This window comes from Natronococcus pandeyae (genome assembly GCF_008122205.1).
Lineage (GTDB): Archaea > Halobacteriota > Halobacteria > Halobacteriales > Natrialbaceae > Natronococcus > Natronococcus pandeyae.
Genome location: NZ_PHNJ01000003.1, coordinates 186,575 through 212,731, shown reverse-complemented (window position 1 = coordinate 212,731; position 26,157 = coordinate 186,575). Strand labels below are relative to the sequence as shown.

Below are 26,157 nucleotides of genomic sequence, written 5' to 3'. Positions count from 1 at the left end.
GGAACAGATACCCTTGTTTAAGTGGAGTAAAAAACTACTCGGAGACAAGCCGATTGAAGCGATCGATTGCTTCCTCACTCCCTCCCGCAATGAGGGTATCGCCTTCTTTGATAACGAAGTCCGGTCTCAAATCCGTTACCAGTTCGCCATCACGTTCGATAGCGATTACCGTACATCCCGTTTGAGCCCGCAAATCGATGTCGCTGAGACTTTTCTCGACGAGTGAAGGAGCCTTCGATCGAACGAACTCGAACTGGACCTGTGGGGTGACGATTTCTACTTCTTCGATCAGGTGTGCCGCCAGAATCTCGCCAGTGATCGTCGGGAGCGATAAGACGTAGTCGGCTCCAGCATTGTATAGCTTCCAGACGGTATCTGGATCGTCTGCACGAGCAATGATCTCGATCTCGGGAGCCAACTGTTCAATAATCAGCGTCGCGTAGATCGTCGTCGTGTCGTCGTCCAAGGAGAGGACGATAGTCTCTGCATCCTCCAGATCCACGGCCTCGTACGTTTCAGGGTCAGTGGCATCACCGACCACGTCAATTCCGTCTCGATCGTCCTGGTCGATTACACTGGTCGTAATATTCGCTTCTTGAAGGGTTTCAGCGACGGACCAGCCAACGGTGCCGTAACCGCAGACGATGACGTGAGACGGGTAGTGATGCGTTGGAATCGGACGCGCAGTTACGCTCTCGAAGTCGCCGTGTCCACCCGCAGCGAGAAGGATGGTATTCTCTTCGAGAACGGTGTCCGGATCGGGAGAGACGACGAACTTTCCGCCGATCCACACCCCGATGATCGTGATGTCGTTCAGGTCGAAAATATCCGCATTTCTGATCGTCTGTCCGGCGAGATCGCTCTCCTCTTGGACGAGTAGTTCCGTGATCTCGTAATCGTTCTCGACGTGGATTACGTTTCGGAGTTTCTCCGCAAACGAGGTCCTCGCCCGCATTCCGAACGCCTCTCCGAGTTGCTGCCGAGCCAACACGACTTCGTCTGCACCCGAATATTCGTGATACGCTGCCGTTTTGTAATCCCGGACGACACTGATAATTTTCAGATCAGGGTTGACACGAAGAGCCGACAGGATTACCGTTGGATTCGCTTCATCGCTCACGTCCGCTACGAGTGCACGGGCCGTCGATGCGTTTGCGGCGCGAAGGGTTTCGATCTCTTCTGGGTCGCCGTGAACCGCATCGATACCCTTGTCTGAGAGTGTAGCGACTATATCTGAGTCCTGTTCGATGAAGAGACACGGTATCCCGACCTCATCGAGTTCTTTTCGTAACACGTCGTCACGTGCCGAATGACCGCAGATGATCACGTGATCGGATAGGTTGCTCGTCGTTGGCGGGCCAGACTGGAGCGCCTGTCGGAGAAGCGGAATAGCGAACAGGGGAAGACCGAGGAACACGAGGAGGACGCCGGTGAGATTCATCCCGATTATCATGAGGTTCAGTGCCGTGCTTTCCCAGGGGGCATGGCCGCCGAACCCAGCCGTCGTAAGCGATTCGATGACGACCTGAACCGCCTTGTAAAATGGAATCTCTCGGCCTTCGAAGGTACCCATCGCCCACTGGTAAATAATAGAATAAACGAGAATGATTGCGGCTACTGCTGTGAGTGCAAAACCGACTCGCCGCCTCCAGTCTTCCATACGAATCAGTATTGAATAGCCATCAATAGAGCTTCTGCAAACGTTATATCCGCTTCGCTTGAAATACTACTGTAAAATTCCGGTTGTATTTCACTTCCTTACTCACATGTGATTAGTGTTAATTCAGTTGCTATCGGAGAAGACAATCTCTATAAGAGCACATCCGCTGGCTGAGAGAGTCAGATTTCGGTGAGGCGGTTCATCACCGGTGTCGCCAGGATCCCGTGACCGACGACCGAGACGAGGACGACGAGGCCGACGATCGCCCAGAGCAACTCGGCCTCGCGGAACGGCGCGGCGTTCAGCGCCCACGAGAGGTAAAAGAACGTCCCGATACCGCGGATTCCGAACGTCGAGATGACCAGCCGCTTGCGAAACTCGAGGTCGGAGCCGAGAAAGCCGATGAATCCAGCGAGCGGACGGACGACCAGAAGAATTCCGAGGACGACGACGATCGCCTCGAGGGTCAGCGGCGCGAGCAGTCCGTCGGCGAGCGCACCGCCAAAGAGCACCATGATCGCGGCCATCAACAGGTGTTCGGCCATCTCCGCGACGCCATGGAGCGCGTCGTGATACTCGTGAGTGCGCTCGTACTCCCGGAGCGTCAGCGCAGCGACGAACACCGCGATGAAGCCGTAGCCGCCGACGAGTTCGACCGCCGCGAACGCGATCAGCGTCCCGGCGACGGCCTCGAGACCCTGGACCGAGCGCGAGAGCGGCGAGTCGGCCGAGAAGCGAAAGACGACGACAGCAATCAGCCAGCCGAGGACGACGCCGCCGATCACTCCGACGACGATCTTGTACACGACGTAGACGAGAAGCCACTGTCCGAGCCAGCGACTCGGCGCGTAGCCGACGAGCGCGATGAGAACTGCCAGGTACGAAAACGGGAACGCGAGTCCGTCGTTGAGGCCGGCCTCCGACGTCAGCGCGAACCGAACGTCACCGGTCCCGTCGTCGGCGTCCGCGCCCGGATCGAGATCCGTGTATGAGGGAGAGTTGCGGCCGGGAGGGCCGACCTGGACCTCGGAAGCGAGCACGGGATCGGTCGGTGCGATCGCTGCCCCCAGCAAGAGCGCGGTCGGGAGCAACAGCCCGGCGACGCCCCACCCGAGCAACGCTGCTCCGGCGATCGACAGCGGCATCGTGACCGCGAGCAAACGGGTCGTCGACTCCCAGGCTGGCCAGCCAACGCGGCGATCGATCTTCAACCCCGCCCCCATCAGTGCGACGATGACCCCGAGTTCGGTCAATCGCTCGGCCGTATCGGCGTGCTCGATCGGGTCGGGATACGGCAGTTCCGGCACGAGCGTGAACCCGACTACACCCAGCGCGAGGTAGAAGATCGGCAGCGAGAGAGCGCGCTCCTCGAGGATGCGAGTCAGTACGACGAGCGCGAGAATCGCGATTCCTGCCAGCAGCAAGCCAGCGACGAACCCGTCGAGGACCATCCGTTCCCGGTATCACCATCTGACGGGTAAACGGCGAACTTGCACTTCCCGGGCAGAGCGCTTTGATTCGCTCGCGACTACGTCAGTGGAGATGAACCGCCCGCAAGCAGTCTCGCGTCGGACACTCCTCGCGACCGTCGGATCGCTTGGCTCGCTGGCGTTCGCCGGCTGTACCACCGAGCACGACGAGGGATACGAGGAAGAACCCGAGCCAGTCGAGGATCACACGCCGGTGCAACACCGGCTCCCGGAGCTTCCCGTCCGCGAGTTTTCCGACGAGTACGAGGCCGGTATCGACGCGGGACTCGAGGCCAACGTAACGGGCCAGGACTCCCTCGAGACAGCCCTCGAGCGCGGCGGAATCGACGTCGACCGTCTCGCTCGCGAGCGGCGCTATCTCTATCTCGAGTACGTCGCGGACACGCCCGAGATCGGTGTGCTGTGGGAGGTCGGTTACGTCGCCGGCGCGTACGTACCCTACGTGCTCGCGAGCGACGACCCGGCGACGCTCGAAGTGACTGTCCTCGAGCGCAGCAGAATCGACTTCGGTCGGTTCGTCGCCTACATAAACTGGGTACGTTCGTTCGATTCCGGGGACGACTCTCTCGAGGCCTACGGTGAGCGAGTGTTCGAGACGCTGAAAACGAAGCGATAGCGGCTCGCAGCTACGTCGACAAACGCTGGCGATCCGGCGAGACTCCCTGCGGTCGTCTCGCTGGCTCCCAACGTCTTCGCTCTACGGGCTCAGCCGCTGCCGGTCTCGCGGAAACAGCACAGCCTCTCGAATGTTCTCGAGTCCGAGAATCGTCATGATCAGGCGCTCGCCGCCGAGCCCGAAGCCGGCGTGGGGCGGCATGCCGTACTTGAACATCTTCGTGTAGTACTCGAACTGGTCGGGGTCGAGACCCTGCTGTTCGAAGCCTTCGATGAGGTGCTCGTGGCGGTGTTCACGCTGACCGCCCGAGACCAGTTCCATCCGCGGATGCATCAGGTCGAAGCCGGTCGAGAGCTGCTCGTCGTCGTCGTGGTCCTTGATGTAGAACGGCTTGACCTCGCTCGGCCAGTCGGTGATGAAGTAGTGGCCGCCGACGTCGTCGCCGAGCGCTTTCTCGGCTTCCGTCGAGAGGTCGTCGCCCCAGACGAGTTGCTCGTCGAGTTCACCCGTCGCGTTGACGCGTTCGATGGCCTCCTCGTAGCTGAGACGCGGGAAGTCGCCCTCGGGGATCTCGAACTCCTCTTCGAGACCGAGCGCCTCGAGTTCCTCGCTGCAGTTCTCGGTGACGGCCTCGTAGGCCGCCGTGACGACGCCCTCGGCAACGTCCATGGCGTCGTCGGCATCGCAGAACGCACCCTCGAAGTCGATCGAGGTCGCCTCGTTGAGGTGGCGCGGCGTGTTGTGTTCCTCGGCGCGGAAGATCGGGCCGATTTCGAAGACGCGCTCGACGTTCGAGCCGGCGACCAGCTGCTTGAACAGCTGTGGCGACTGGTTCATGAAGGCTTCCTCCCCGAAGTAGGTGATCGGGAAGAGTTCCGTACCGCCTTCGGTTCCCGTCGCGACGATCTTCGGCGTGGTGATCTCCGTGCTCTTGAAGTCACGGAACTGCTCGCGGACCGCGCGCAGGATCTCCGCGCGGATCTCGAAGATCGCCTGGACCTCGTCCTTGCGGAGGTCCAGCGTGCGGTTGTCCAGTCGCGTCGAGAGATCGGCGTCGACCTTCCCCGAGGGGTCGAGCGGCAGTTCGGGGTCGGCGGGGGCGACGACCTCGAGCGACTCGGGCGTGACCTCGACGCCGGTCGGCGCACGGGGCTCCTCCTCGACGTCGCCGGAGACTTTGACGACGCTTTCACGCGAGACACCAAGACCCGTCTCAACGAGTTCCTCGTCCATCTCGTCCTTCTCGAATTTGATCTGAATCTTCCCGGTCGCATCCCGGAGAATCAGAAAGGCAATCCCGCCGAGGTCGCGGATCTCGTGGACCCAGCCGGCGACCGTAACCTCGTCACCTGGCTCGGCGTCGGCAGTGTAAGTTCTGTCCTGCATACCTCCCGATTCCCATCGCCGGAACTTAAGCGCAATCGTTCTGGCTCGGGACCGGACGGGGGGCCGCGACTCGGCTCGCGGACACCAACGGGAGGCTTCTGCGTCGCTCGAGGGCGGTGGACGGCGGTTACCGCCTGCGGACGGTCATCGGAATTTCGTCCTTCGGGCGGGCGGTGATCGTCGCCATCAGGTCGAGGTCCTCCGTCCCGGGGACGAGTTCGAGGTGGTAGTCCTGGTAGATCGTCGCGAGAATGAGTTGCGCCTCGAGCATCGCAAACCGGTCGCCGATACACCGGCGTGGGCCGGCCGCGAACGGGAAGTAGGCCAGCTTCGGCAGGTCAGACTCCATCTCGTCGGTCCAGCGCTCGGGCTGGAAGGCGAGCGGATCGTCGTACCAGCGGGGGTCGCGGTGGACGACCCACTGGTGCATTCGGATCGTCGCCCCCGGCTGAATCTCGTAGCCGCCGACGATGTCGGGTTTGACCGGCTCGCGGACGATCCCCGGCACGGGCGGGTAGAGCCGCATCGACTCCGTGACTACCCGTTCCGTGTACGTGAGGTCGGAGAGGTCCCCCATCGTCGGCGTCTCGCCGCCGAGTTCGGTCTCGAGTTCGTCGACGAGCGCCTCCTCGACGGCAGGGTTCCTCGCGAGGAGGTGGGCCGTGAACGTCAGCGAGAGCGCCGTCGTCTCGTGGCCGGCGAGCAACAGCGTCACCACCTCGTCGCGGATCTGTTCGTCCGAAAGCCTGTTCCCCTCCTCGTCGGTCACCTCGAGGAGCTTCGAGATGACGTCCTGCTCGGTGGGGTTCGCCCGCCGCTCCTCGATCAGCCGGTAGACGACCGCGTCGAGTTCCTCCCGTGCCCGCTGGATGCGCCGCCTGGAAGGAGTCGGCACCTGCGGCGGGAGCACGAGGTGCGAGAGGCTCTCGGTGGCCAGCATAAACTCCTCGAGCGCGGAGCCGACGGTGTCGACGTACTCGTCGATGTCGACGCCGAACAGCGCCCGGGCGACGATCCGCAGCGTCACCTCCATCATGTCCTCGTGGAACAGCCGGGTCTGGCCGTCTTCCCACTCCTCGAGGGCGTCCTCGGTAAACGCGGTCATCATCTCGGCGTACTCCCGGATCCGGTCGGGGTTGAACGCCGGCTGGATGAGGTGCCGGTTCCGGCGCCAGACCGCGCCTTCGCTGTTCAGAATGCCGTTTCCCGTGACCGGTTCGAGAATGTGCTGGAAGCGATCCCCCTTGACGTAGTTCTGGTTGTTCTGGACGAGGACCTGCTCGATGTAGTCGGGGTGGTTGAGCTGATAGACGGGACCGGTGGGGTCCTCCCAGTAGGCGATGTCGCCGTAGTCGCGGGCCGTCCGCGTCATGAAGCCGTACGGGTCGCGGAGAAAGGCGAGTTGATTGCCGACGATGGGAAGACCGTCCGGTCCGGGAGGGTGCTCGTCGGTAACGGCGGGGGTGTCACTGCTCATGTACGTCGAACGACGGGCGCGATCCCCCTATGTTTGAACCCGATCATCCCCGGTGTATTTAAATATAGATCGACAGCCGCTAGTGATGAGCCTCTTCGTGGGATCGGACGAGGATCGGCGCGCCGTCGACTCGAGAGCGAGAGGCGAAGCGGGGCGGCTGACGACCGCCGCGGACGAAAGACGGGTGTCTCGAGGGAGCCGGCCATGAGATATGCGACGGTGACGCTGACGTGGAGCGGGCGAGAACTCACCCCCATCGACGAGATATTCGGCCGCAGCGATGCGGTTTCGGTCGAGGCGATCCGCTACGTAAATCCCGTCCACGACGACGACGAACGGTACGTCGAACTGCTCGAACTTCGCGGCGACCTCGAGCGGGCGCGGACGCTCCTCGCGGATTCCCGGGACGTGTTCGAGTACGACGTCACCCGCAGCGACGGCCACGGCCTCGCCTACGTGCAATGTCGCAGCGTCGGCCTCGTCGACGACCTCCTGTCGGTCCTCCGCGAACACGAGATCATCCTCGACTGGCCGATGCGCTACATCGAGACCGACGGCACACGCGGACTCGAGATTACGGCGATCGGCACGAGTCGAGCGATCCAGCGAGCGGCCGCAGACCTCCCCGACGAGATCCGACTCGAACTCGAGCGGCTGGGCGAGTACGAACCCGGCCCCGATCCTAGGGCAACCCTGACCGAACGCCAGCGTGAACTGTTCGAGGTCGCTGTCCGCGAGGGCTACTACGAGGTGCCTCGCGAGACGACTCACCGGGAACTCGCCGCGAAGATCGATCTCGCCCCGTCGACCGTCGGCGAACACCTCCAGCGCATCGAATCGAAGCTGGCCGCCGCCTACGCAGGCTCGATGGAGTGAGTTGTTCGGCCCCATCGTCGAACTCTCCGCCTCGCTTTTGCCGATCCGTCACGACCATCACGGTATGGACGACCTCGAGACCCTTGCAGACGCGATCCGGAGCGCGGACACCGCAGCCGCCCTTACGGGGGCCGGCATCTCCGCGCCCTCCGGCATCCCGACGTTTCGGGGAGACAACGGCGTCTGGGAACAGTTCGACGAGGGCCAGTTCACCTACGGACGATTTCAGCGCGATCCCGACGGGTTCTGGGCGGATCGACTCGACCTCCAGGAAGCCATGTTCAGCGGCGAGTACGAACCCAACGCGGGCCACGAGGCGCTGGCCGCGATGGAACGCGACGGCGACCTCGAGGCGATCTGCACCCAGAACACGGACGGGCTCCACCGGGACGCGGCGGCCGCCGTCCGTGACGGCGAGACGGACGAACCGAACGTCGACGTGGACGGCTTCGTCCTCGAACTCCACGGCAACGCCCGCCGCGTCAGATGCGCCGACTGCGGCCGCCGCCGCGAGGGCGATCCGATCTTCGAGCGCGCCGCCGACGGTGAACTTCCGCCGACCTGCGACTGCGGCGGCGTCTACAAGCCCGACGTCGTCCTCTTCGGCGAACGGCTTCCGGACGCGGTCATGCAGCGCGCGCAGTCGCTGGCCCGCGAGAGCGACGCCTTCCTCGCAATCGGCTCCTCGCTCGTCGTCGAGCCCGCCGCGTCGCTCCCCCGAATCGCGGCCAGGAACGGCGCGACGGTCGGGATCGTCAACCTCGAGTCGACGCCGTGTGACGGCGCTGCCGACGTCGTCTGCCGAGAAGACGTGACCGAGGTACTCCCGGAGCTTCGAGAGCTCGTCGAGAACCGGTGACGATCTGCCGGATCCACAGGTAGCGGCGACGGCCGCTACTTCACGATCGGCTTCTCATTGACTTCTGTCCGACAGTATGAGTGTCCAGCGGAAACTATTATACGGTACTGCAGTGTCGGAAACCAGGCTATGGGCAAGCGACCATGCCGCAAACCAGACGACTCTACCGACGAGTCGAAGCTAACGATCGTCGTTCCTCGAGAGATGCCCCGAACCGATCGTCGCCGATTGTTGGCCGCGATCGGCGGTGCAGGCGCCGTTGCGATTTCGGGCTGTCTCGATGACGATGACGTTGCGGATGACGACGTGGACTCGTACGAGATCGAGTTCCCCGAGGAAGACGAAACGGTCGACGTCGAGGCCGATCAGGATGTGCTGGACGCGGCGCTCGACGCCGGTGTCGACATTCCGTACGAGTGCGAAGTAGGCACCTGCGGAGAGTGTACTACGAGGTACGACGGCGACGCAAACGATGTCGTCACCCACGACGGCAACGAGTACCTCGAAGACGACCAAATCGAGGATGGCTGGGTGCTGACTTGCGTCGCATACCCGGAAGACGACTTCGAACTCGAGATTTCTCATCCGGACGACGAGTGATACGGTCTGCTGTAAGTCGTTGCCGGTGCAACCGCAGACATGTCGCGGTTGCACTGGTAAATCGCTACAACAGACCGTATGAGTGCACCAAACGCCGACCGGTAGTTCCGGCAGCGATGGATACGCAACGACCCACGTCGTTCTCGACAGCGAGGGGAACCGCGAACACACCGACGCCAACGGCGAAAGCGGTCTCGAAAGAGAGAGCCGATCAGTCCGCGCCGGCGCCGGTGACCGAACTCACGAGTTCGTCGACGAGGATATCCTCACAGACGGCCGGCGGCGTCGGCCTGCAGAGCGAATCGGTCGAGTCGATCGAGTGGCCCGTTTCGACGAAGTGTTCGATCGCCAGTTTCGAGCGCTCCCGTTCGGAGAGGCCGTCTTCGACGCTCGCGAACCAATCACAGTTGTGGCAGTACTTCATCGAGACTGGGCGTGCTGTTCCGATTCGATCGCTATCTCGCCGTCGCTGTCGACGGTGACTCGTTTTCCGTCGTAGCTGAATGTCACGCAACCCGCGCGGGGCCCGCCGCTGCTGATCGGTTCGAAGAGGGTATCCAACGCGTCGGGATCGAGACTGTGGTACAGCGGTGGTGACAGTTCCGTCGGATCGACGCCCTCGTGGGCGGCGATCCGCCGAGCGACTCTCACTGACAGCGATTCGTCGCTGGAGGGGTGGGAGGGTAACCGGGTTGCCATCACCAGTGTAAGGCCACCGGACGGTATAAGAATGACGGACAGTATTATTTCGCGATACCTGCAGCCAAGCGGTATCCTGGTGGCTCGCCACAAAGTGAACGGCGAGGGGCGTCCCGGATCGAGCGAGTACGTCGGTCGTCACAGGAGCGGTTGGAAGTCATTTCCGGTCGTTCGGCACCCCGCTCTGGCGAACGACCGGTAAACAGTTACAACCGACCCTATCAGGCGTCGTTGGCTGCATCGACCGTCTCGCGGAGCGCGTCGACGCCCTCGTCGTGGGCGAGGTCCCCGACGACGACGACGTCCGCGTACTGGGCCATCGCGTACGCCGAGTCGTAGTCGTGGATGCCGCCGCCGTAGAACAGCGTCGACTCGTCGACCGCCTCGCTCGCAGCTTTGACGATCCCCTCGTCGCCGAGCATCCCGGAGTACTCGAGGTAGACGATCTCCTGGCCGAACATTCGCTCGGCGACTTTCGCGTAGGCCGCGACGTCGTCCGCCTCGAGGTCGCAGTCGGCCTCGGTGAGCGTCGCCACGTCCGCCTCGGGGTTCATGACGATGTAGGCCTCGGTCGTCGTCCGGGCCCAGTCGACGTCGTCGATTCGGACCCACTCCTTGTGGGCCTCCGTGATCCAGAAGGGGGTGCCGGCGTTGAACACCGTCGGGATAAAGTAGCCATCGAGTGCGTCGTTCTCGACGACGACGCTGGGGTTCGACGGCTCCTGGTAGAGCGGGACGTCGTGCTCGGCACAGGCCTCGATGACCGCGGTCATGTTCTCCTCGGTCATCCCCATCGTGCCGCCGATTTCGATCGCGTCGGTCCCGGTCGCACAGAGATCGCCAAACGTGACGCCTTCCGGAAGCTCTTTGTCCGGATCCAGCTTGAGAACGTGATTCCAATCGGCCCAGGGAGCAGTCATACCGCCCCGTTTCCCGACAACCGGCAAAAGCGCTACGAAACGGCCGGCGGCCGGCGATCCGAGCGTCGCTATCGGTCGGCGATCCAGACCATCTCCTGGCTCGAATCCTCGAGCGGATCGTACTCGAAGCCGCCGTAGACGTCCCAGGACGAGAACGGCGACTGGCGAAACAGCAACTCGAACTCGCGTTTCGAGACGAGCGCGATTGGCGCCTCGCGCTCGAACAGTCGCTCGCCGTCGCTCGTCAGCACCTCCGATCGGATTCGAGCCAGTTGCTCGACCTCGTCGGCCAGTTCGGTTACCGTCCGATACGTGCAGGTCTCGCCGTCGACCTCGACCGTCGTCTCCTCCGGCTCGCCGTAGGCCTCACAGATTACGTCGAAGTTGGGCGTGAAGACGTTGAGCGCGAGGCGGCCGCCGGGCGCGAGCACGTCGTGAATCCGCTCGAGCGCCGCAAGCTGATCGTCGACCGTCGTCAGGTGGAGAAACGCGCGGAACGGGACGATCACGAGGGCGTACTCCCGGTCGGAGCGAAACGAGGTGACGTCGGCTTCTCGAACGTTCGGTTCGAGCCCCTCGTCCGCCGCGTTCTCCCGGAGCACCTCGAGCATGCCGCTCGAGAGGTCGATCCCGTCCGCGTCGATGTCGGCGCGGAGCAACTCGAGGTAGATGCGACCGGTCCCGCAGCCGACCTCGAGGAGGGGGCCGTCGGCCTCGCGGGCGAGTTCGAGGTAGAACTGCACGTCATCCTCGACGACGCCCGCCTGCTGGCCGTAGGCGGCATCGTAGAACGCTGCAAAGTCGTCGTAGTACCCCGACGAATCCATACGAAAACTGTCGAGACAATAACTAAAAAGCTACCCCTGGTCTGTCACCGAGACTCGATCCGGATCGAACGATATGTTCTCGGCCCGACGGCGACAGTGTTCGCACCGGTTCACAGGCGTCCAAACTCGTGTGCCGGCGTTCGTGTGCCGGCGTTATTCTGCGAGAGGAAACCACGCTTGCACACGAACTACCGAGCGGAATCGACGGAGGGAACGACATGATCGGGGGGCAGTCCCTCGGCGGCGCGACGGTGGTTTCGGGCACTCGTCGAAGCTACCGACGAGACGCGATTCAGATCCCCTGGCTCATCAGGTGACTGCGGAGCACGTCGGCCTCTTTGTTCCCCGTGCCGGTGTTGACGATGACGACCGTCTCGTCGCCATCGAACTCGCCGCGCTCGGACAGCTCCCAGACGCCGCTTGCGGCCGCCGCACAGGTCGGCGCCATCTCGAGGCCCTCGTGCTGGGCCACCTGGATCGCGGCGTCGAGAATCTCCGTATCGTCGGTGGCGACGGCGCCGCCGTCGGTCTCGCGCAGCGCCTCGAGGATCCACGGACTCGCGCCGGGGTCGGGGATCTCGATGCCGCCGCAGATCGTGTCGGGGTTCTCGACCGGCTCGTGGACGTCACGGCCCTTCTCGAACGCCTCGACGACGGGCGCACAGCCCGTCGCCTGCGCGGCGTAGAAGGCGGGCAGGTCGTCGGTCAGACCGAGCTCCCGGAACTCCCGGGCGGCCTTGTACATCCCGACCAGACCGACCCCGCCGCCGGTCGGGTACGAGATCACGTCCGGCAGCTCCCACTCGAGCTGTTCGGCGATCTCGTAGAACATCGTCTTCTTGCCCTCGTGGCGGTAGGGCGTGACGAACGTCTGGAGCGGGTACCAGTCGTCGTGTTCGGCGAGCCCCTCCTCGAAGGCCGCGCCAGCGTCGCCGATCCGGCCGCCGACGACGTTCATGTCGCCGCCGTGGACGTTCACCATCGCCTTGTTCGTAAAGCCCGACCGGGAGGGGAGGTAGACGTGGGACTCGAGGCCGGCCCGGCCGGCGTAGGCTGCGGCGGCCTGGCCGGCGTTACCCGCCGAAGCGAGCGCGACGTCGGTCGCGCCGTGCTGGACGGCCGCCGTCACGGCGAGGGTCTGCCCGCGGTCTTTGAACGTCCCCGTCGGATTCCGGCCCTCGTCCTTGATGAGGACGCGCTCGACGCCCATCTCGTCGGCGAGTTTGGGGCAGTCGACCAGCGGCGTCGTCCCCTCGTCCATCGTCACCGCGGACTCGCGGGTGAACGGTAGCAGTTCCTCGTAGCGCCACATCGAGTCGAACGGCCGCGAAGCCAGCGACTCGCGGTCGAGGTCGACGGCGTCGTAGTCGTAGTTCGGGTCGAGAATGCCACCGCAGTCCGGACACTGATGGCCCTCCACATCGGCGTCGACGGTCGATCCGCAGTCGACACACTCGAGGCCGACGAAGGCGTCTGTCGTCTCCATAGGAGAGTGTTTGCGGCCCCGAACTAAGGGTTGTTCATCAGGTGACGGGGGACCGGTCACCGCCCCCGTTGGCGGTCGTCGCGCGACTCGATCACTCGGCGCGAAGGATACGCCGATCAGATCGCAGACCGCTCGGGCGACGGCTCTCCGCCAGTCTCCTCTACGGGGATCGGGTGGAGGTCCTGCCAGGTGTGGCCGATGACGTAGTACGCCGCGACCAGGGCGTAGAACGCGACGATCGCGCCCAGAACGGTCCCGAGGAACGGAACCGCGTTGAGGATCCCCGAGACGAACGAGCCGACGAGGACGATCCCGAACGCCAGCAGCCACCTGGCCGCGTACGTGCCACTCGAGAGGACGGGACGGAGCGTCTCGAAATCGAATCCGGCGCCGATGCGCTTGGTCTCCGCGAAGTTGGCGAGCGCTGCGGGGGTGACGTATGCCACCGTGACGAACAGTGCAAGGGTGATCAGTCCGGCGAGGACGAATCCGGCCGCACCGATCGAACCCGGCGTTCCGCCGGTAGCAAACCAGACGCTGCCGACCAGTATCCCGCCGACCACCATGGGGACGAGCGAGTACGCGAGGAGGATCACGAACGCTTTCGCTCCGTCGATGGTCAGCTCGCTCCACTCCTCGAAGACCGGGGCCTCGTCGTTCCCGTGCGAAGTCCGGTCCAGCACGCGGATGACGTATCCCCAGACGAGAAAGAGTGGGATCAGCAGGAAGCTAAACAGCAGGAGGACCCCGCCGATGATGCTCGTCTTCCATACCTCGTCACTGTTCTTCAGATACTCGATTGATTCGGTTAGCATGGTGTCTTCCTCGACCGACTGCCGCTGCTCACGGCTCGATCGAGAGTATATACGACTGACAGCTATATAATCGTTCGTCAGCCTCGAGAGCCGGTGAACGGCGACGGTAGCGCGACGACGGCGACGGATAGGGCGGCGGCCGAAGACGGTAGCGCGACGACCAGGCGGCTGCTGGCTCAGCGGTAGCCGGGTGGCTCAGTGCGTTGTCGCTGCGCTCGGCGTGAAAACAGCGTGTCGTGCGAGAGCAGAGAGAGTTCAGTTGTCGCCGGTCTTCGACTGCCACTCGTAGCCGCGGCGTTTGGCAGACTTGCCGAAGCCGCACGACGAGCAGACCTTCTTTTTCGTGTGGTAGGACTTCTCTCCGCAGCGACGACACTTGGTGTGGGTCGTCTTGTTCTTCTTTCCTTGGCTCGGGGTTCCTGCACCAGTCATGGAGTGATCGAAACGACGTTGTCGCCGCGTATAATCGTTGTGTCTTCGACCGGCTCCTCCTCTTCCACTTCGCGCTCTCTGGCCATCGACACGTCCTCGAGCACGAGGTTCATGTGTTGATCGTAGCCGGCGAGATCGCCGACGTACTCGTCGCCACTCTTGAGTCGCACTGTGACACGTTCGCCGAGCGACGCCTCGAGGACGTCCAGCGGTCGTCCACTCATACGAAACACCGCAAGTGATGCACACTTAATCGTACCGGTCCCGGTGCCGTCTGCACCGTCTCCTCGGTGAGCTGTCACGCCTCTCCAAGCCAAACGGCTAAGTGGACACTCGTCGATCCATCCCGTATGGGAGAAAAGAAGTTCACGTTCATCGAGTTGCATCTGGACGGCGACACGCAGTTCGGACCGCGAGCCATCGACGACGCGCTTCCGTTCGGCGAGAAAGAGGAGTCTGACGAACTCGAAGCGGAGTTCGCCGAGGAGTCGGACGAAGAGGAAGCGGCCGCGGGCGAAGACGACTCCGGCGGGAAGGGCGCCATCGGCGCGCTGATCGCGCTCGTCTTCCTCGCCGCAATCGGCGTCGCCCTGAAAAAGTACGCTGGCGACGACGAGGAGGAAGAGGAGTTCCCAGCCGAAGAAGAGCCAGACGTTATCGTCAACTGAGACGATCGACCGAAACGGGTCACAACCGATCGCTCGTCTCGCCGTCGACGTCGAGACCGGTCGAGACGTCACGCTCGGCTTCGTACCGACCGTTACAACCCGACGGCGAGCCGAACGCTTTTGCGTTCGCCACTCGTACCGACAGCTGTGAATCTCTACCGTAGCGCCCGCGCAGTCGCCGGAGCGTCCGGCGATAGCGTGATCGACTGGCAGTCGGCTGCCGACGGTGCCAAGGCGGCGACCGACCCCGGCTCCCTCGACCTCGAGCCCGGCGAGCGCGAGGCCTACGCCCGCGACGTGCGGGACGCTCGAGCGGCCGTCCGCTCGGTCTCCGGCGCCGACTTCGACGTTCCCGAAACGATCGAGATCCAGAACCGTCACCACTGGATCGACGCCAACGTCGAGACGTTCGAGCGGGTCATGGGCGCCCTCGAGACCCACACCGGCGCGTTCCCCGGCGTCGCCCGGACGATCAACACGGGGACGATGACGGTCCTGCTCTCGTTCCTCGGCCGGAACGTCCTCGGGCAGTACGATCCCCTCTTGCTCGCGGAGACGCCCGACGACGACCACGCCCTGTACTTCGTCCGACCGAACATTCTCAAGGCCGCCGAAGCCCTCGACGTCGACCCCGACCGGTTCCGCCGCTGGATCGCGTTCCACGAAGTGACCCACGCCGCCGAGTTCGGCGCGGCCCCGTGGCTTTCGACCCACCTCGAGAATCGGATGCAAGACGGCATCGCCGACCTCTCGGAGGGGTCGTTCAACAAGGAGGCGTTCCGCGAACTCGACGCGGCGATGACCGTCGTCGAGGGCTACGCGGAACTCCTGATGGACCACGCCTTCGACGACGAGTACGAGGATCTTCGCCGGAAACTCGACGCTCGCCGACAGGGCCGCGGCCCGCTCCAGAAGCTGTTCCGGCGCCTGCTCGGACTCGGACTCAAGGAGCGCCAGTACGAACGCGGGAAGAACTTCTTCGAGCACGTCGTCGCAGTACGGGATCTGGAGACGGCGAGTCGGGTCTGGGACCACCCCGACAACCTCCCGACGCACGAGGAACTCGACACGCCGGGGCTGTGGGTTCGACGTCTCGAGCGGTGATACTGTCGGACAGAGCTATTTGAAGATCGATCGCTCGGACGCGGCCGTCTCCAGCGGCGACGGCCGCTACTTCGCGATTGACTTCTCATTGACTTCTGTCCGACAGTATGAACCAGACGGTCGCCGCGGCAACGAGCGCGCTATTCCAGGATCCAGTACAGATACCAGAGCAGTCCGCCGCCAGCGACGAGTCCGCCGAGGATCGCCAGCCCGATCTCGATCAGCGACGCGCCGCCCTGGAGCGCGATCAGTCCGCCCGAGAAGCCGACGAGCAGCACGAACACGATCGCGAGGCGAGCCGACGGCGTCGTCAACACGCCGGTCCGCGAGGAACGACGGGGGTCGCGGCTCATAGCGAATCGGCCGTACTGACGTGCATCGTCCGGAACAGCCAGGCCGGACCGTCGGTCGGATCCGTACTCGAGTCACCGTCCGGCGTCTCGCGGCGAACCAGCGTGCCGCTCCAGCGCGTTTCGAAACGCCGTTCCGTCCCGTCTTCGGAGTCGGTCCAGGCCATCGTCACCTCGTCGGCGAACGTGGCGCACTCGTCGTCCTCGGCGACCGTAAGCCGGTCGCTCTCGACGGTCCAGTCCTCGGTCGTCTCGGTCTGGCTCCGGAGCGCGTCCGCGACGGCGTCGTAGCCGAACAGGGCCTCGCTGATGCCGAACTTGACGGTGGACGCGTCCTCGAGAAAGTACCGCTCGAGCGGATCGCCCCGTCGGAGCGCGTCGTAGTAGTCCTCGACGACGGACTCGGCAGTGTCACTCATTTCTAGGCTGGTCTGTCGAAGCCTGGTCCCAAAGGCCCACCGGACGCAGACGCAGGTTGGTCCGACCGTCGGCCCGACGGACGAGTCGGGTTCCGGTCCGCGATCGACGCTGTCACGCGCTCGAGAAGCGTTGCAGTTGCAGCCCAAACATCCAATGAAGCAGTTGTCCGGATTACGTATCGGGACCGCTATACATGCCAGGGAACGCCGTCGGCGTCCGGAGAGTACACGACGTATCGACCGCCACTGCCGCCGATCGCGCGGGTCAGGGCTACGGTGGCGAACAGCCGATTCGCTCCGGTGCAAACCCCACAACCGTCGTCGAATCCGACCCATGACCACGGGCTCCACACAGCACTCGGCCGACGAACAGTCGGAGGCAGAGCGTATACCGGCCGGCCAGCGCTCGAGAACGAACGTCAGCCGATGGGAGCGAGCGGCATCTGCGGCGCTCGGCGGCGCGCTCCTCGTGCGTGGTCTCAGACGCCGTTCGCTCGACGGCGCAGCGTCGGCAGTCGCCGGCGCCGGGCTGCTGTACCGTGGCGTCCGTGGCCACAGCCGCCTCTATCAGGCCCTCGGTATCACCACCGCAGACGGTCACACGGAACTGGACGGGAGCGCGACGAGCGGCGAACCGTCGGTGAAGCGCTCGATCACGGTCGGTCGGCCAGCCGACGAACTCGACGAGTTCTGGCGCGAACCGGAGCGATTGAGCCGCATCCTCGGCGATTTCGCTGCGGTGTCCGGGCTCGACGGGGACACTCACCAGTGGCACGTTCGCGGCCCGCTCGATCGTCGCGTCGAGTGGCAGACGGAAATCGTCGAGGATCGGCCCGGCGAACTCCTGCGGTGGGAATCGCTCGACGGCGCGGTGGTTCCACACGAGGCGACGATCCGGTTCGAGCTGGCGGCCGGCGACCGCGGAACGAGGGTCTCGCTCGAGATCCAGTACGATCCGCCAGGAGGGTCGCTGGGCGACGCGGCGATGGAACGTCTCGGCATCGTCCCCGAGACGGTCGTCGGGCAGACGCTGCAGCGGTTCAAAAGCCTCGCCGAGACCGGCGAGATTCCGTCGACCGAGGCGAATCCGTCCGCTCGCGGGACGGGAGATATCGTCTGAACAGGCTTCGAGAGCACGAATAGCGCGATCGGCCGCCACCCAGTCTACATGAAGCCGCGGTCGACCTCGTCGGTCTCGATGAGATCGTCGAGCTCCGCGTTCAGTAGCTCTTCGGCCTCGTCGAACTGCTCGGAGAGCTCCTCGAGTTCCTCGGGCCGGTCGTACTGGTCGTACTCCATCGGCCCGAACGCCGGGCTCTCGACGGCCTCCATCACGTCGTCGAAGAGGTCCTGGGGCCGGGTCGGCGCGTCCGAGTGTGTCTCGAGCACCGTCTCGAGGCGCTTCGAGACGGTCTCGGCGTGGTCCTCGTCGTCCGGCGGGGACTGGACCGCAAAGCGACCGCCGGAGTCGCGTTCCGGCATGAACGAACCGATCTCGTCGTCGAGACTACGGGCGACTTTCGTGCCGACGCCGCGAACCTCGAACGGGTTCTTCGCGTAGGTCTTGAGGAAGAAGACGCCGGCTCGAGGGTGTCCGAGATACATGTCCTCACCGACCCCACCGGCGCGGTCGCCCGCGACTGCGCGCCAGTCGTCCGGGTCCACGTTTCGTTCGGTGACGTCTTCGAGGATGTCCTGCCACTCGCGAATCCGCATACTCGAGGGTTGTATCGCGGACAGAATGAACGTATCGATCGCCGGGAATCAGGGCGACCGAACCAAAAGGAATACGGCGTCGCCCCAGACAGGAGGGGGTAACCGACAGTTTCCCATGGCCGCCCGCCGATCCCCCTCGTACATCGACCTGTTTCGCGCTGCGCCGACGAAGAGTACGCTGCTCGCGGTTGGACCGCTGGTTTTGGCCGCAGGACAGCTCGCGAACGGCTACGTCAACGGCGTTTCGCCGGTCGTTTCGATCGCCTTCGCGGTCGCGATGGTCGCGTTCGCAACCGTCGCCACGGACCACCACGCCGCCGAACACCGACGCCGGCGGCTGGAGGCGGACCTCGAGTCGTAGCTACGCGATACGTCTCAGGGCGCCTCCGGTTCGGGCTCGGTCGCGACCGAACGGGCCTCTCGAGCCTCGTAGGCGTTGTACCCCGCCAGCGCCGCGATGAGCAGTCCGGAGACGAGCGTGCTCCAGAACCCGTTGACCATCTCGAGCAGCGCCGGGGCGACGATCAGCCAGATGCCGAGCAGCGCGACCAGTGAGGCGACGCCGACGCTGAGCGGGGCGTCGTTCACCAGCCGATAGTAGTTGTAGCCGCCGGCGACCAAGACGACGGCGCCGACGAGGACGTTGTTCCAGAGGGCGGCCGCGCCCATGTCGTAGATCAGCACGGAGAGGGCGACCCACACCCCGATCGCAGCGACGATCGCGCTGATGAACGGCGTGTTCCGCCGGCGTTCCTCGTTCGCGATCTGTGTGGAGTCGTCGCGCGGATCGCGCCCGCGGTCGTCTCGGTCACCGGCACCGGTTCCCGAGTCCGTTTCGGTGGGTGTTCGACCCTCTGGTGGGTCGGCTTCCGTATCCGTGCGACGGTCGTCACTGTTGGGGTCACTCATAGCAGTTCGAGGTTCGCCGCGAAGTTCCAAAAGGGCCGCGACCGTTCCGCTGACGGAACCGTTGACGTCGGAAGAAACAACTGGTGACACCGGAATAAACACGGGATTACTCGCGAAACTGCAGTGGCAATCCCGGTCTGGTCCGCGACCGATAGCGTTTTTGATGCCTCGGCCGTGACGATAGCCGTGGACGTACGCGGAACGGTCGCCGACGAGGTCGAGGTTCGCTCGGTGTCGACGAGCTACGGCGAGAGTCAGCTCGCCGAGGTGCCGCTGGTGCTCGCGGACGACCACGAGCCCACGACGGTCGTCTGCTGGAACAAGTGGACCGAGTCGGCCGAGTTGCTCGAACCCGGCATGGAACTGCTGGTCACCAACGCCGAGCGAGAGGAGTACCAGGGCGAGACCCAGTACAAGACGACGGGCGACTCCTACGTGGTCGTCGAGCCGAGCTTCCTCGTGAACGTGACGGCGATCCGGAACTGGACGGAGTGTCCCCGCCTCTATTACTTGAACAAACTCTCCGGGGTCCCGCTGAACTACCCCGTCGTGAAGGGGACGCTCGTTCACGAGGTGTTCGGTGACCTCCTGCGCGGCCGAGAGCTCGAGGATTCGATCGAGGCCCGCGTCGACGAACGCGGTCTCCAGCTCGGCCTGCTCGGCGAGTCGCCCGACGCCGTCGCAGAGGACGTCCGGGAGAACGCGAAGGCGATCGAGGGGTGGCTCGAGCAGGGCCGCCTGACGGAAGAAGACAGCTGGCGGTCGGAGCAGCTCCTCATCAGCGAGACGTTCGGCATTCGCGGTCGGGCCGACGCGATCCGGCGGGGTGCGCCGGTCGAACTCAAGACCGGGAAGAACCTCAAGAAGGAGCCCCGATTCAAGGACAAGGTCCAGGCCGCCTGCTACGCGCTCTTGCTCGAGGAACACGGCGGCGACGTGGACCTCGGAACCCTGCTCTACACGAAAAACTCGGCGCTCGATCGCAACGAGGAGACCGGCGACCTCACCCCCGCGAAGGAGTTCTCGATGGGCGACGGCCTCCTGAAGTACGTCGTTCGACTGCGCAACGAGATCGCGGCGGCCGAGATGGCCGGTGACGTGCCGACCGGCTACGAGGGGAACGCCAAGTGCGAGTACTGTTTCGAGCAGGACACCTGTATGGTCGTCTCGGGCCGACTCGACCAGGAGTCGAAGGCCGGCCAGATCGGTCAACCCCTTCCCGCCGAGGAGCGGGAGTTCTTCGAGCGGTTCTCCCGCGCGATCGAGGAGGAGCGACGGGAGGTCCACCGCGAGTACGCCAAGCTCTGGGAGCAGGACGCCCAGGAGCGCGCCGACGACGACCGCGCGATGATCGACCTCGAGTTCGAGGAGAAACGCGAACTCGAGGAGGGGCGCTGGGAACTCACGGCCCGTCGAACGAGCGGTGCGGCCTCGAAGCTCCGAGAGGGCGACCTGGTGCTCGCGAGCGACGGCCACCCGGTTCGCGGGCAGTCCGAACTCGCTCGAATCGAGCGGCTGGACGAGGAGAGCGTCATTCTGACGGCCGACGAGGCCGTCGAAGTGACGCGATTAGACGTCTACCCCTCGGAGCTGACGACCGACCGGCTGCTCGTCGCGCTCCACGACATGCTCCTGAAAGGCGACGAACGCCGCAAGGACGTGCTGTTCGACCGGGCCGAACCCGAATTTGATGCGATCGAGGAGACGTTTATCGACAACAACGCGGCTCAGAACGAGGCCGTCGCGATGGCCGTCGGCGCTCGCGATTTCGCGCTGATCCACGGTCCGCCGGGGACCGGCAAGACCTACACCATCGCCCGCGCCATCCGCGCGATGGTCGAGCGCGGCGAGCGCGTCCTGCTGTCTGCCTTTACGAACCGCGCGGTCGACAACGCCCTGGAAGCCCTGCTCGAGCAGCTCGAAGACGTCGTCGACGATGACCGGATCGTCCGCGTCGGCTCCGAGAGCGGCGTTCGCGACGACATGGAGCCGTATCGGCTCGAGCGCGCGGGCGATCCCGAGGAGCGAGTCGCCGAACTGGAGAACGCACAGGTCGTCGCGGCGACGACCGCCACCTGCGGGTCACGAATCATGAAGGAGCAGTCGTTCGACGCCGCGCTGGTCGACGAGGCGGCTCAGCTCACGGAGCCCGGTACCTTCGCGGCGATCAACCTCGCCGAGCGATTCGTCCTCGTCGGCGACCACGAGCAGTTGCCGCCGGTCGTGCGGGCGGAGAACGACCTCACCGAGTCGCTGTTCGAACGCCTCGTCGATCTCCACCCCGATGCCGGCGTGATGCTCGACCGCCAGTACCGGATGAACCAGCGAATCCAGGTGTTCGCCTCGCGGGAGTTCTACGACGGCCAGCTTCGACCCGCTACGCCCGAGGTCGCCGGCCGAACGCTCGACGACCTCGAGGGCGTCACTCGAGACGACCTTCCCGAAACCCTGCGAGACCCCGTCGCGTTCGTCGACGTCGAGGGCGACGGCAGCCGCTACACCGACAGCGTGGAGGCGGCCCGCATCGCCGAACTGATCGACACCTACGAGGACGCCGGCGTCGATCGGTCGGCGATCGGCGTCATCGCCCCCTTCCGGGCCCAGGTCTCGGAGATCTCGAGTCACGTCCCCGAAGACGTCGCCGTCGACACGGTCGACCGGTTCCAGGGCTCGAGCAAGGAGGTCATCGTCGTCTCCTTTACCGCGACGGGAAGCCTCGAGGGCCCCATCTTCGAGGACTACCGCCGGATCAACGTCGCGCTCACCCGACCGAAGCGGGCGCTGGTACTCGTCGGCGACAGCCAGGCGCTCGGCTCCGACCCCGTCTACGGACGGATGCTCGAGTGGGCGCGCAGGTAAGGAGGGGCGGTCGACCGAGCGCGAAACCGCGTAGCGTTATGTGCCACCGGTCGCAAGTTCGGGTATGTCACAGGAGGTTCCGGTACACGCGACCGACATCCTGATCCTCATCGTGGTCTCGCTACTCGGCGGATTCCTGCTCGCGGCCTGGACGCTGCCGCCGACGCTCGCGTTCGACTTCGCGGTCTCGGTCCTGGCGGGGACGGTCTTCATGGCGTTCTTCCTGTTCATCCCCGTAATGGGCGTGCGCCTGTTCATCGACGAGCGCCGGGAGGACGGTGCACAGTAGCCGCGGCGGACCGGGACTTGATCGTCCCGAAGGGCCGAAACCACGATCGTTTTTTACGACCGAAATCGAATGCCGTTCGTGAACGTTCCACTGGGTTCCGGGACGATCGACGTGCGACTCCCCGACTGCGAGGTGACGGTCGCCGACCCGCCGGGCGGCGACTCCGTCGACGTTCGCGCGGCCGCCGAACGAGCGCTCGAGGAGCCCCTCGGTCCGCCGCTGTCCGCCCGCGTCGATCCGGACGACGACGTCGCGATCGTCGTCACCGATATCACGCGAAAAGCGCCCGACGACGTGTTACTCGACGTGCTCCTCGAGCGCCTCGTGACCCTCGGCGTCGCGCGCGAGCAGGTCACGGTCGTCATCGGCCTCGGCCTCCACCGACCGATGACCGACGACGAAATCGAAGCGATGCTCGGCCCCCACGCCGATCTGGCGGTGAACCACGACCCGGAGTCGGTTCGCGAGGTTGGAACAGTCGATGGCGTTCCCGTCGAGATCGGCGACCCCGTCGCGGACGCCGAGACGGTCCTCTCCACGGGCGTCGTCGAACCCCACCAGTACGCCGGCTTCAGCGGCGGCGCGAAGACGGTCGTGATCGGCGCGGGCAGCGAGTCGTTGATCCGCTACACCCACGGCCCGGAGATGCTCGCCCGCGAGGGCGTCCGACTCGGCCGCGTCGAAGGGAATCCGTTTCGGGAGACGCTCGACGCAGCCGGCGACCTCGTCGGGGTCGACTTCTCGCTCAATCTCACGCACGGGCCGACGGGCGTGCTCGGCGTCCGCGCCGGAGCGGGGCGACGCGTCGTCCGCGAACTCGCGGCAGTGGTTCGAGACACCCTCTCCGTTCCGATCGAACGCGAGTTCGACGCCGTCGTCTGCGGCGTCGGCGCGCCCAAGGACGGGAACCTCTACCAGGCGACCCGCGGCGCGACCTACGTGGCGCTGGGCGACCGAAATCCACTGAAGCCGTCCGGCCGACTCGTCGTCCCCGCCGCCCTCCCCGAAGGTGCAGGCGAAGGGACCGGCGAGCGGCGGTTCTTCCGGCGACTCCGGGACGCCGACGACGCCGAATCGCTGTACGAGGAGATGCGAGAGGGGTACGAGCCCGGCGCCCAGCGGGCGTTCGTCGTCGCGCGCGTCCTGCGCGAGCACGACCTCGTCGTGACGAACAGCCAGGCCCCCGAGGTCGTCGAATCGTGTCTGATGCGCGCCGAAGGCGACGTCTCCGACGCCGTCGAACCCGGCAGCGACGTGCTAGTGGTTCCCGACGCCTTGAACACGCTCTTGGTCGAGGGTCGGTAGACTCGAGTCGGTCGTCGCTCCCACGGATCCAGTTTTACCCTCGTCGGCGTGGTGGAACGCCTATGCTCGAACGCCTCCGTAGTTACCGTCCGGGTGGCCGCGTCGCCGTCTGGCTCGTCGTCGCAGTCGCCATCACCTCCATCGTGACCGGCGTCGTCGCCATCCTCACCAGACCGACCCTCGAGGCGGCTGGACCCCTCGGAGACCTCCAGGCGGCCGCGGAGTTCAGCGGGACCGTCATCGGTTTCGCGCTGCTCGTCACCGCGTGGGGGATGCGTCGGGGCTACCGGCTCGCGTACGTCACTGCGGCTGCGCTCGTCTTTCTCGCGGCCGCCCACGGCGTCGTCCAGTTCCGGCTCTTCTCGGTGCCGCTGTTCGTCCTCTCGATCGGCGGCCTCGCCGTGCTCGTGCTCACCAGCGAGCGGTTCACGCGCTCGAGCGCGCTCGCCTCGACTCAGCTCGGCGCGCTCGTGGCCATCGTCGGCGTCTTCTGTTACGGCACGGCCGGCGCGTACACCCTCCGGGCCCAGTTCGACGAACTCGATACCGTCATCGACGCGGTCTACTTCACGCTCGTCACCGCGAGCACGGTCGGCTACGGTGACATCCATCCACAGACCGAGACCGCGCGCCTGTTCGCCATCAGCCTGGTCGTCCTCGGGCCGACGACCGTCGGCGTGGTCGTCGGCAGCCTGTTCGGTCCGGCCCTCGAGAACCGGCTCGCCCGAACCGGTCGGCAGGCGACGAGCCACCGAGGGCAGTCCGGCACGGGCGATGGAGAACGAATCGCCGTCCTCGGCTCCGACGAGTGGACCGCTCGACTCGCCGAAGGGCTCTCGGGACGGGGCTCGATCACCGTCGTAACGAGCGACGAGCGACGAGCGAAACGGCTTCCCGACGGTGTCGAGACCGTCGTCGGCGATCCGACCGAGACGCGCGTTCTCGAGCGGGCCGAACTCGAGGCGTGCGATGCAGTTCTCGTCACGACAGCCGGGGAACTGGATGCCACCGACGCGTCGCTCGCCGCACGAGGCGTCACGGACGCTCGAATCGTGATGATCGCAAATCGAGACGCAAAGGAAGTGGTCGGAGACGGCGAGGCGGACGCGGTCGTCGATCCCGAAGCAGTCGTGGTCGACGCGGTCGTTCGTGCGGCGTTCGGCTCGAGCGAGCCCGCGGATCAGTCGCCGTCGTCGGCGGCTTCCCACAGCGGATAGAGGTCGTCCTGAATCGGCTCCGTGATCGTCTCGGAACCGAGTTCGAGCGCGGAACCGTCCGCCGTCTCCGAAGCTCGTGGGGCCTCGCCGACCGTTCCGATCTCGGCGGCTGCGAGGTCGGCGTCCTCAAGCGCTTCGAGACAGTCGTCGATCGCATCCTCGGGGACGGTCGCGAGCAACGCACCCGAGCCGAAGATCCGGAGCGGGTCGACGCCCGCCGCCCCGCAGAGCGTCTCGGTTTCGGGGCGGACCGGTACTGCGTCCCGGTCGACTTCGAGCCGAACGCCGGAGGCCCGCGCGAGTTCGAACAGGCCGGCCGCGACGCCGCCCTCCGTGGGGTCGTGCATCGCTGTCGCGTACTCCCGGAGGATGCGCCCGTCAGGGACGACGCTGATCTCCTCGAGGAACGTCGCCGCGCGGTCGCGGACGTCGGAATCGACGCCGAGTTCGTCGCCGAAGTCGGCCGCGAGGATGGCCGTCCCCTCGATCCCTGCCGCCTTCGTGAGGACGACCCTGTCACCGGGCTCTGCGCCCCCGGTCGGGACGAACGCGTCGCTCGCCCCCATCGCGGTCAGCGAGACGAGCGGGCGCTCGAGCTGGTCGACGTACTCCGAGTGACCGCCGACGATCGACGCCCCGACCTCCCGAGCGGCCGCGTCGAGGTCGTCGGTGATCGTCTCGAGCGGCGCGTCCTCGTCCGGGAGCAGGATGACGACGGTGAGCCAGCGGGGATCGGCTCCGGAGGCGGCGACGTCGTTGCAGGCGACGTGGACACCGAGGCGGCCGACCTGTGAGGCCGCGAGCGAGATCGGATCGGAGCTGACGACGAGCGTTCCCTCGCCGTCAGGCCACGCGATCGCCGCGGCATCCTCACCGTCCGCGGGTCCCTGAATCACCGACTCGTCCGCGTTCGCGGTTCCCGTGCGGCCGAACACGTGCTCGAGCAACTCCTCCGGCGGTACCTTTCCGGGCATACAACGAACTGTGTCGATACGCGGTTTGTAGCTGTCGGCAGCGCTCGAGTGCCCACGCCCGAGCGCACCTCTCGAGGAGGTCGATCGTCCGTCACTCCGTGCGACCGGGCAGGTCGTTCTGCGAGCGATGACTGTACTTCTCGAGTGACCGTCTCGAAGAGAGACGTCAGCTTTCGACGAATGTACCACAGACACCTTGGAATG

The 26,157-nt window shown here is 65.2% G+C and carries 29 protein-coding genes; 12 read left to right on the top strand and 17 right to left on the bottom strand.

Going from position 1 to position 26,157, the window contains the following annotated elements; all coding sequences use genetic code 11:
* Window positions 1–34 precede the first annotated feature (34 nt).
* Entirely contained in the window at window positions 35–1,660 is a 1,626-nt protein-coding gene (locus CV102_RS07690; protein ID WP_148857312.1) for a potassium channel family protein, read from the bottom strand.
* Between the two features lie 179 nt (window positions 1,661–1,839).
* Window positions 1,840–3,111, bottom strand: a complete 1,272-nt coding sequence (locus CV102_RS07685) for a cation:proton antiporter domain-containing protein (protein WP_148857311.1) — start codon at window positions 3,109–3,111, stop codon at window positions 1,840–1,842.
* Window positions 3,112–3,202: 91 nt separating this feature from the next.
* Here CV102_RS07685 and CV102_RS07680 point away from each other — a divergent pair, with 91 nt between their 5' ends.
* The gene (locus CV102_RS07680; RefSeq protein ID WP_148857310.1) at window positions 3,203–3,766 is read left to right on the top strand and encodes a hypothetical protein; all 564 of its coding nucleotides are present in this window, start codon (window positions 3,203–3,205) and stop codon (window positions 3,764–3,766) included.
* Between the two features lie 81 nt (window positions 3,767–3,847).
* Here CV102_RS07680 and aspS read toward each other — a convergent pair whose 3' ends face one another.
* Window positions 3,848–5,152 carry an aspartate--tRNA(Asn) ligase gene (aspS, locus tag CV102_RS07675; protein ID WP_148857309.1) on the bottom strand — a complete coding sequence of 435 codons (1,305 nt, stop codon included), beginning with the start codon at window positions 5,150–5,152 and terminating at the stop codon, window positions 3,848–3,850.
* A gap of 127 nt (window positions 5,153–5,279) precedes the next feature.
* Complete coding sequence (locus CV102_RS07670) at window positions 5,280–6,629, bottom strand: cytochrome P450 (protein WP_148857308.1); 1,350 nt, start codon at window positions 6,627–6,629, stop codon at window positions 5,280–5,282.
* A gap of 204 nt (window positions 6,630–6,833) precedes the next feature.
* Between CV102_RS07670 and CV102_RS07665 the strand changes: the two genes are divergently transcribed.
* The 3 genes from CV102_RS07665 (at window position 6,834) to CV102_RS07655 (ending at window position 8,964) form a co-directional block, all read left to right on the top strand.
* A complete protein-coding gene (locus CV102_RS07665) occupies window positions 6,834–7,505 on the top strand; it encodes a helix-turn-helix domain-containing protein (protein ID WP_148857307.1) in 672 nt (223 codons plus the stop codon).
* 64 nt (window positions 7,506–7,569) lie between these two features.
* Window positions 7,570–8,364 carry an SIR2 family NAD-dependent protein deacylase gene (locus tag CV102_RS07660; RefSeq protein ID WP_148857306.1) on the top strand — a complete coding sequence of 265 codons (795 nt, stop codon included), beginning with the start codon at window positions 7,570–7,572 and terminating at the stop codon, window positions 8,362–8,364.
* Window positions 8,365–8,493: 129 nt separating this feature from the next.
* Window positions 8,494–8,964 carry a 2Fe-2S iron-sulfur cluster-binding protein gene (locus CV102_RS07655; RefSeq protein WP_148857305.1) on the top strand — a complete coding sequence of 157 codons (471 nt, stop codon included), beginning with the start codon at window positions 8,494–8,496 and terminating at the stop codon, window positions 8,962–8,964.
* A 211-nt stretch (window positions 8,965–9,175) separates the two neighbouring features.
* Here CV102_RS07655 and CV102_RS07650 read toward each other — a convergent pair whose 3' ends face one another.
* From CV102_RS07650 to CV102_RS07615, 8 genes are all read right to left on the bottom strand, one after another.
* The gene (locus CV102_RS07650; protein ID WP_148857304.1) at window positions 9,176–9,388 is read right to left on the bottom strand and encodes a hypothetical protein; all 213 of its coding nucleotides are present in this window, start codon (window positions 9,386–9,388) and stop codon (window positions 9,176–9,178) included.
* Entirely contained in the window at window positions 9,385–9,663 is a 279-nt protein-coding gene (locus tag CV102_RS07645) for a HalOD1 output domain-containing protein (RefSeq protein WP_148857303.1), read from the bottom strand. Before CV102_RS07645 ends, CV102_RS07650 begins: the two co-directional genes overlap by 4 nt.
* A gap of 221 nt (window positions 9,664–9,884) precedes the next feature.
* Window positions 9,885–10,583, bottom strand: coding sequence for a phosphoglycerol geranylgeranyltransferase (locus tag CV102_RS07640; protein WP_148857302.1), 699 nt, complete (start codon window positions 10,581–10,583; stop codon window positions 9,885–9,887).
* A 68-nt stretch (window positions 10,584–10,651) separates the two neighbouring features.
* A complete protein-coding gene (locus CV102_RS07635; RefSeq protein WP_148857301.1) occupies window positions 10,652–11,410 on the bottom strand; it encodes a class I SAM-dependent methyltransferase in 759 nt (252 codons plus the stop codon).
* A 292-nt stretch (window positions 11,411–11,702) separates the two neighbouring features.
* A complete protein-coding gene (locus CV102_RS07630; protein ID WP_148857300.1) occupies window positions 11,703–12,896 on the bottom strand; it encodes a threonine synthase in 1,194 nt (397 codons plus the stop codon).
* A 116-nt stretch (window positions 12,897–13,012) separates the two neighbouring features.
* A complete protein-coding gene (locus CV102_RS07625; protein WP_148857299.1) occupies window positions 13,013–13,711 on the bottom strand; it encodes a DUF4013 domain-containing protein in 699 nt (232 codons plus the stop codon).
* A 255-nt stretch (window positions 13,712–13,966) separates the two neighbouring features.
* Window positions 13,967–14,143, bottom strand: a complete 177-nt coding sequence (locus CV102_RS07620; protein WP_076609090.1) for a 50S ribosomal protein L37e — start codon at window positions 14,141–14,143, stop codon at window positions 13,967–13,969.
* Window positions 14,140–14,367, bottom strand: coding sequence for an LSM domain-containing protein (locus CV102_RS07615; RefSeq protein ID WP_148857298.1), 228 nt, complete (start codon window positions 14,365–14,367; stop codon window positions 14,140–14,142). The genes CV102_RS07620 and CV102_RS07615 overlap by 4 nt, the downstream gene beginning before the upstream one ends.
* A 126-nt stretch (window positions 14,368–14,493) precedes the next feature.
* Between CV102_RS07615 and CV102_RS07610 the strand changes: the two genes are divergently transcribed.
* Together CV102_RS07610 and CV102_RS07605 are read left to right on the top strand one after the other, a co-directional pair.
* Window positions 14,494–14,811 carry a hypothetical protein gene (locus CV102_RS07610; protein WP_148857297.1) on the top strand — a complete coding sequence of 106 codons (318 nt, stop codon included), beginning with the start codon at window positions 14,494–14,496 and terminating at the stop codon, window positions 14,809–14,811.
* Between the two features lie 147 nt (window positions 14,812–14,958).
* Window positions 14,959–15,915, top strand: coding sequence for a zinc-dependent metalloprotease (locus tag CV102_RS07605; RefSeq protein ID WP_148857296.1), 957 nt, complete (start codon window positions 14,959–14,961; stop codon window positions 15,913–15,915).
* 140 nt (window positions 15,916–16,055) lie between these two features.
* On the opposite strand, the gene CV102_RS07600 is transcribed toward CV102_RS07605, so the two are convergent.
* The gene (locus tag CV102_RS07600; protein WP_148857295.1) at window positions 16,056–16,268 is read right to left on the bottom strand and encodes a hypothetical protein; all 213 of its coding nucleotides are present in this window, start codon (window positions 16,266–16,268) and stop codon (window positions 16,056–16,058) included.
* A complete protein-coding gene (locus CV102_RS07595) occupies window positions 16,265–16,684 on the bottom strand; it encodes a nuclear transport factor 2 family protein (protein WP_148857294.1) in 420 nt (139 codons plus the stop codon). Before CV102_RS07595 ends, CV102_RS07600 begins: the two co-directional genes overlap by 4 nt.
* A gap of 334 nt (window positions 16,685–17,018) precedes the next feature.
* Between CV102_RS07595 and CV102_RS07590 the strand changes: the two genes are divergently transcribed.
* Window positions 17,019–17,804 (top strand): SRPBCC family protein, encoded by a 786-nt coding sequence (locus CV102_RS07590; protein WP_148857293.1) that lies wholly within the window; start codon window positions 17,019–17,021, stop codon window positions 17,802–17,804.
* 44 nt (window positions 17,805–17,848) lie between these two features.
* Here CV102_RS07590 and CV102_RS07585 read toward each other — a convergent pair whose 3' ends face one another.
* On the bottom strand, window positions 17,849–18,400 hold the full coding sequence (locus tag CV102_RS07585; protein ID WP_148857292.1) for a hypothetical protein: 552 nt from the start codon (window positions 18,398–18,400) through the stop codon (window positions 17,849–17,851).
* A 115-nt stretch (window positions 18,401–18,515) separates the two neighbouring features.
* Between CV102_RS07585 and CV102_RS07580 the strand changes: the two genes are divergently transcribed.
* Window positions 18,516–18,761, top strand: coding sequence for a hypothetical protein (locus tag CV102_RS07580; protein WP_148857291.1), 246 nt, complete (start codon window positions 18,516–18,518; stop codon window positions 18,759–18,761).
* A 14-nt stretch (window positions 18,762–18,775) separates the two neighbouring features.
* Here CV102_RS07580 and CV102_RS07575 read toward each other — a convergent pair whose 3' ends face one another.
* Window positions 18,776–19,309 carry an SPW repeat domain-containing protein gene (locus tag CV102_RS07575; protein ID WP_148857290.1) on the bottom strand — a complete coding sequence of 178 codons (534 nt, stop codon included), beginning with the start codon at window positions 19,307–19,309 and terminating at the stop codon, window positions 18,776–18,778.
* Between the two features lie 186 nt (window positions 19,310–19,495).
* Between CV102_RS07575 and CV102_RS07570 the strand changes: the two genes are divergently transcribed.
* From CV102_RS07570 to CV102_RS07555, 4 genes are all read left to right on the top strand, one after another.
* A complete protein-coding gene (locus CV102_RS07570) occupies window positions 19,496–22,168 on the top strand; it encodes an AAA domain-containing protein (protein WP_148857289.1) in 2,673 nt (890 codons plus the stop codon).
* A 64-nt stretch (window positions 22,169–22,232) separates the two neighbouring features.
* A complete protein-coding gene (locus tag CV102_RS07565; RefSeq protein ID WP_148857288.1) occupies window positions 22,233–22,457 on the top strand; it encodes a hypothetical protein in 225 nt (74 codons plus the stop codon).
* A gap of 78 nt (window positions 22,458–22,535) precedes the next feature.
* Window positions 22,536–23,762, top strand: a complete 1,227-nt coding sequence (locus CV102_RS07560) for a lactate racemase domain-containing protein (RefSeq protein WP_148857287.1) — start codon at window positions 22,536–22,538, stop codon at window positions 23,760–23,762.
* Window positions 23,763–23,824: 62 nt separating this feature from the next.
* Window positions 23,825–24,979, top strand: a complete 1,155-nt coding sequence (locus CV102_RS07555; RefSeq protein WP_148857286.1) for an ion channel — start codon at window positions 23,825–23,827, stop codon at window positions 24,977–24,979.
* Here CV102_RS07555 and CV102_RS07550 read toward each other — a convergent pair.
* Window positions 24,943–25,953: an AIR synthase family protein gene (locus CV102_RS07550; protein ID WP_148857285.1), complete on the bottom strand. Its 1,011-nt coding sequence runs from the start codon at window positions 25,951–25,953 to the stop codon at window positions 24,943–24,945. The genes CV102_RS07555 and CV102_RS07550 overlap by 37 nt on opposite strands.
* Between the last annotated feature and the right edge of the window lie 204 nt (window positions 25,954–26,157).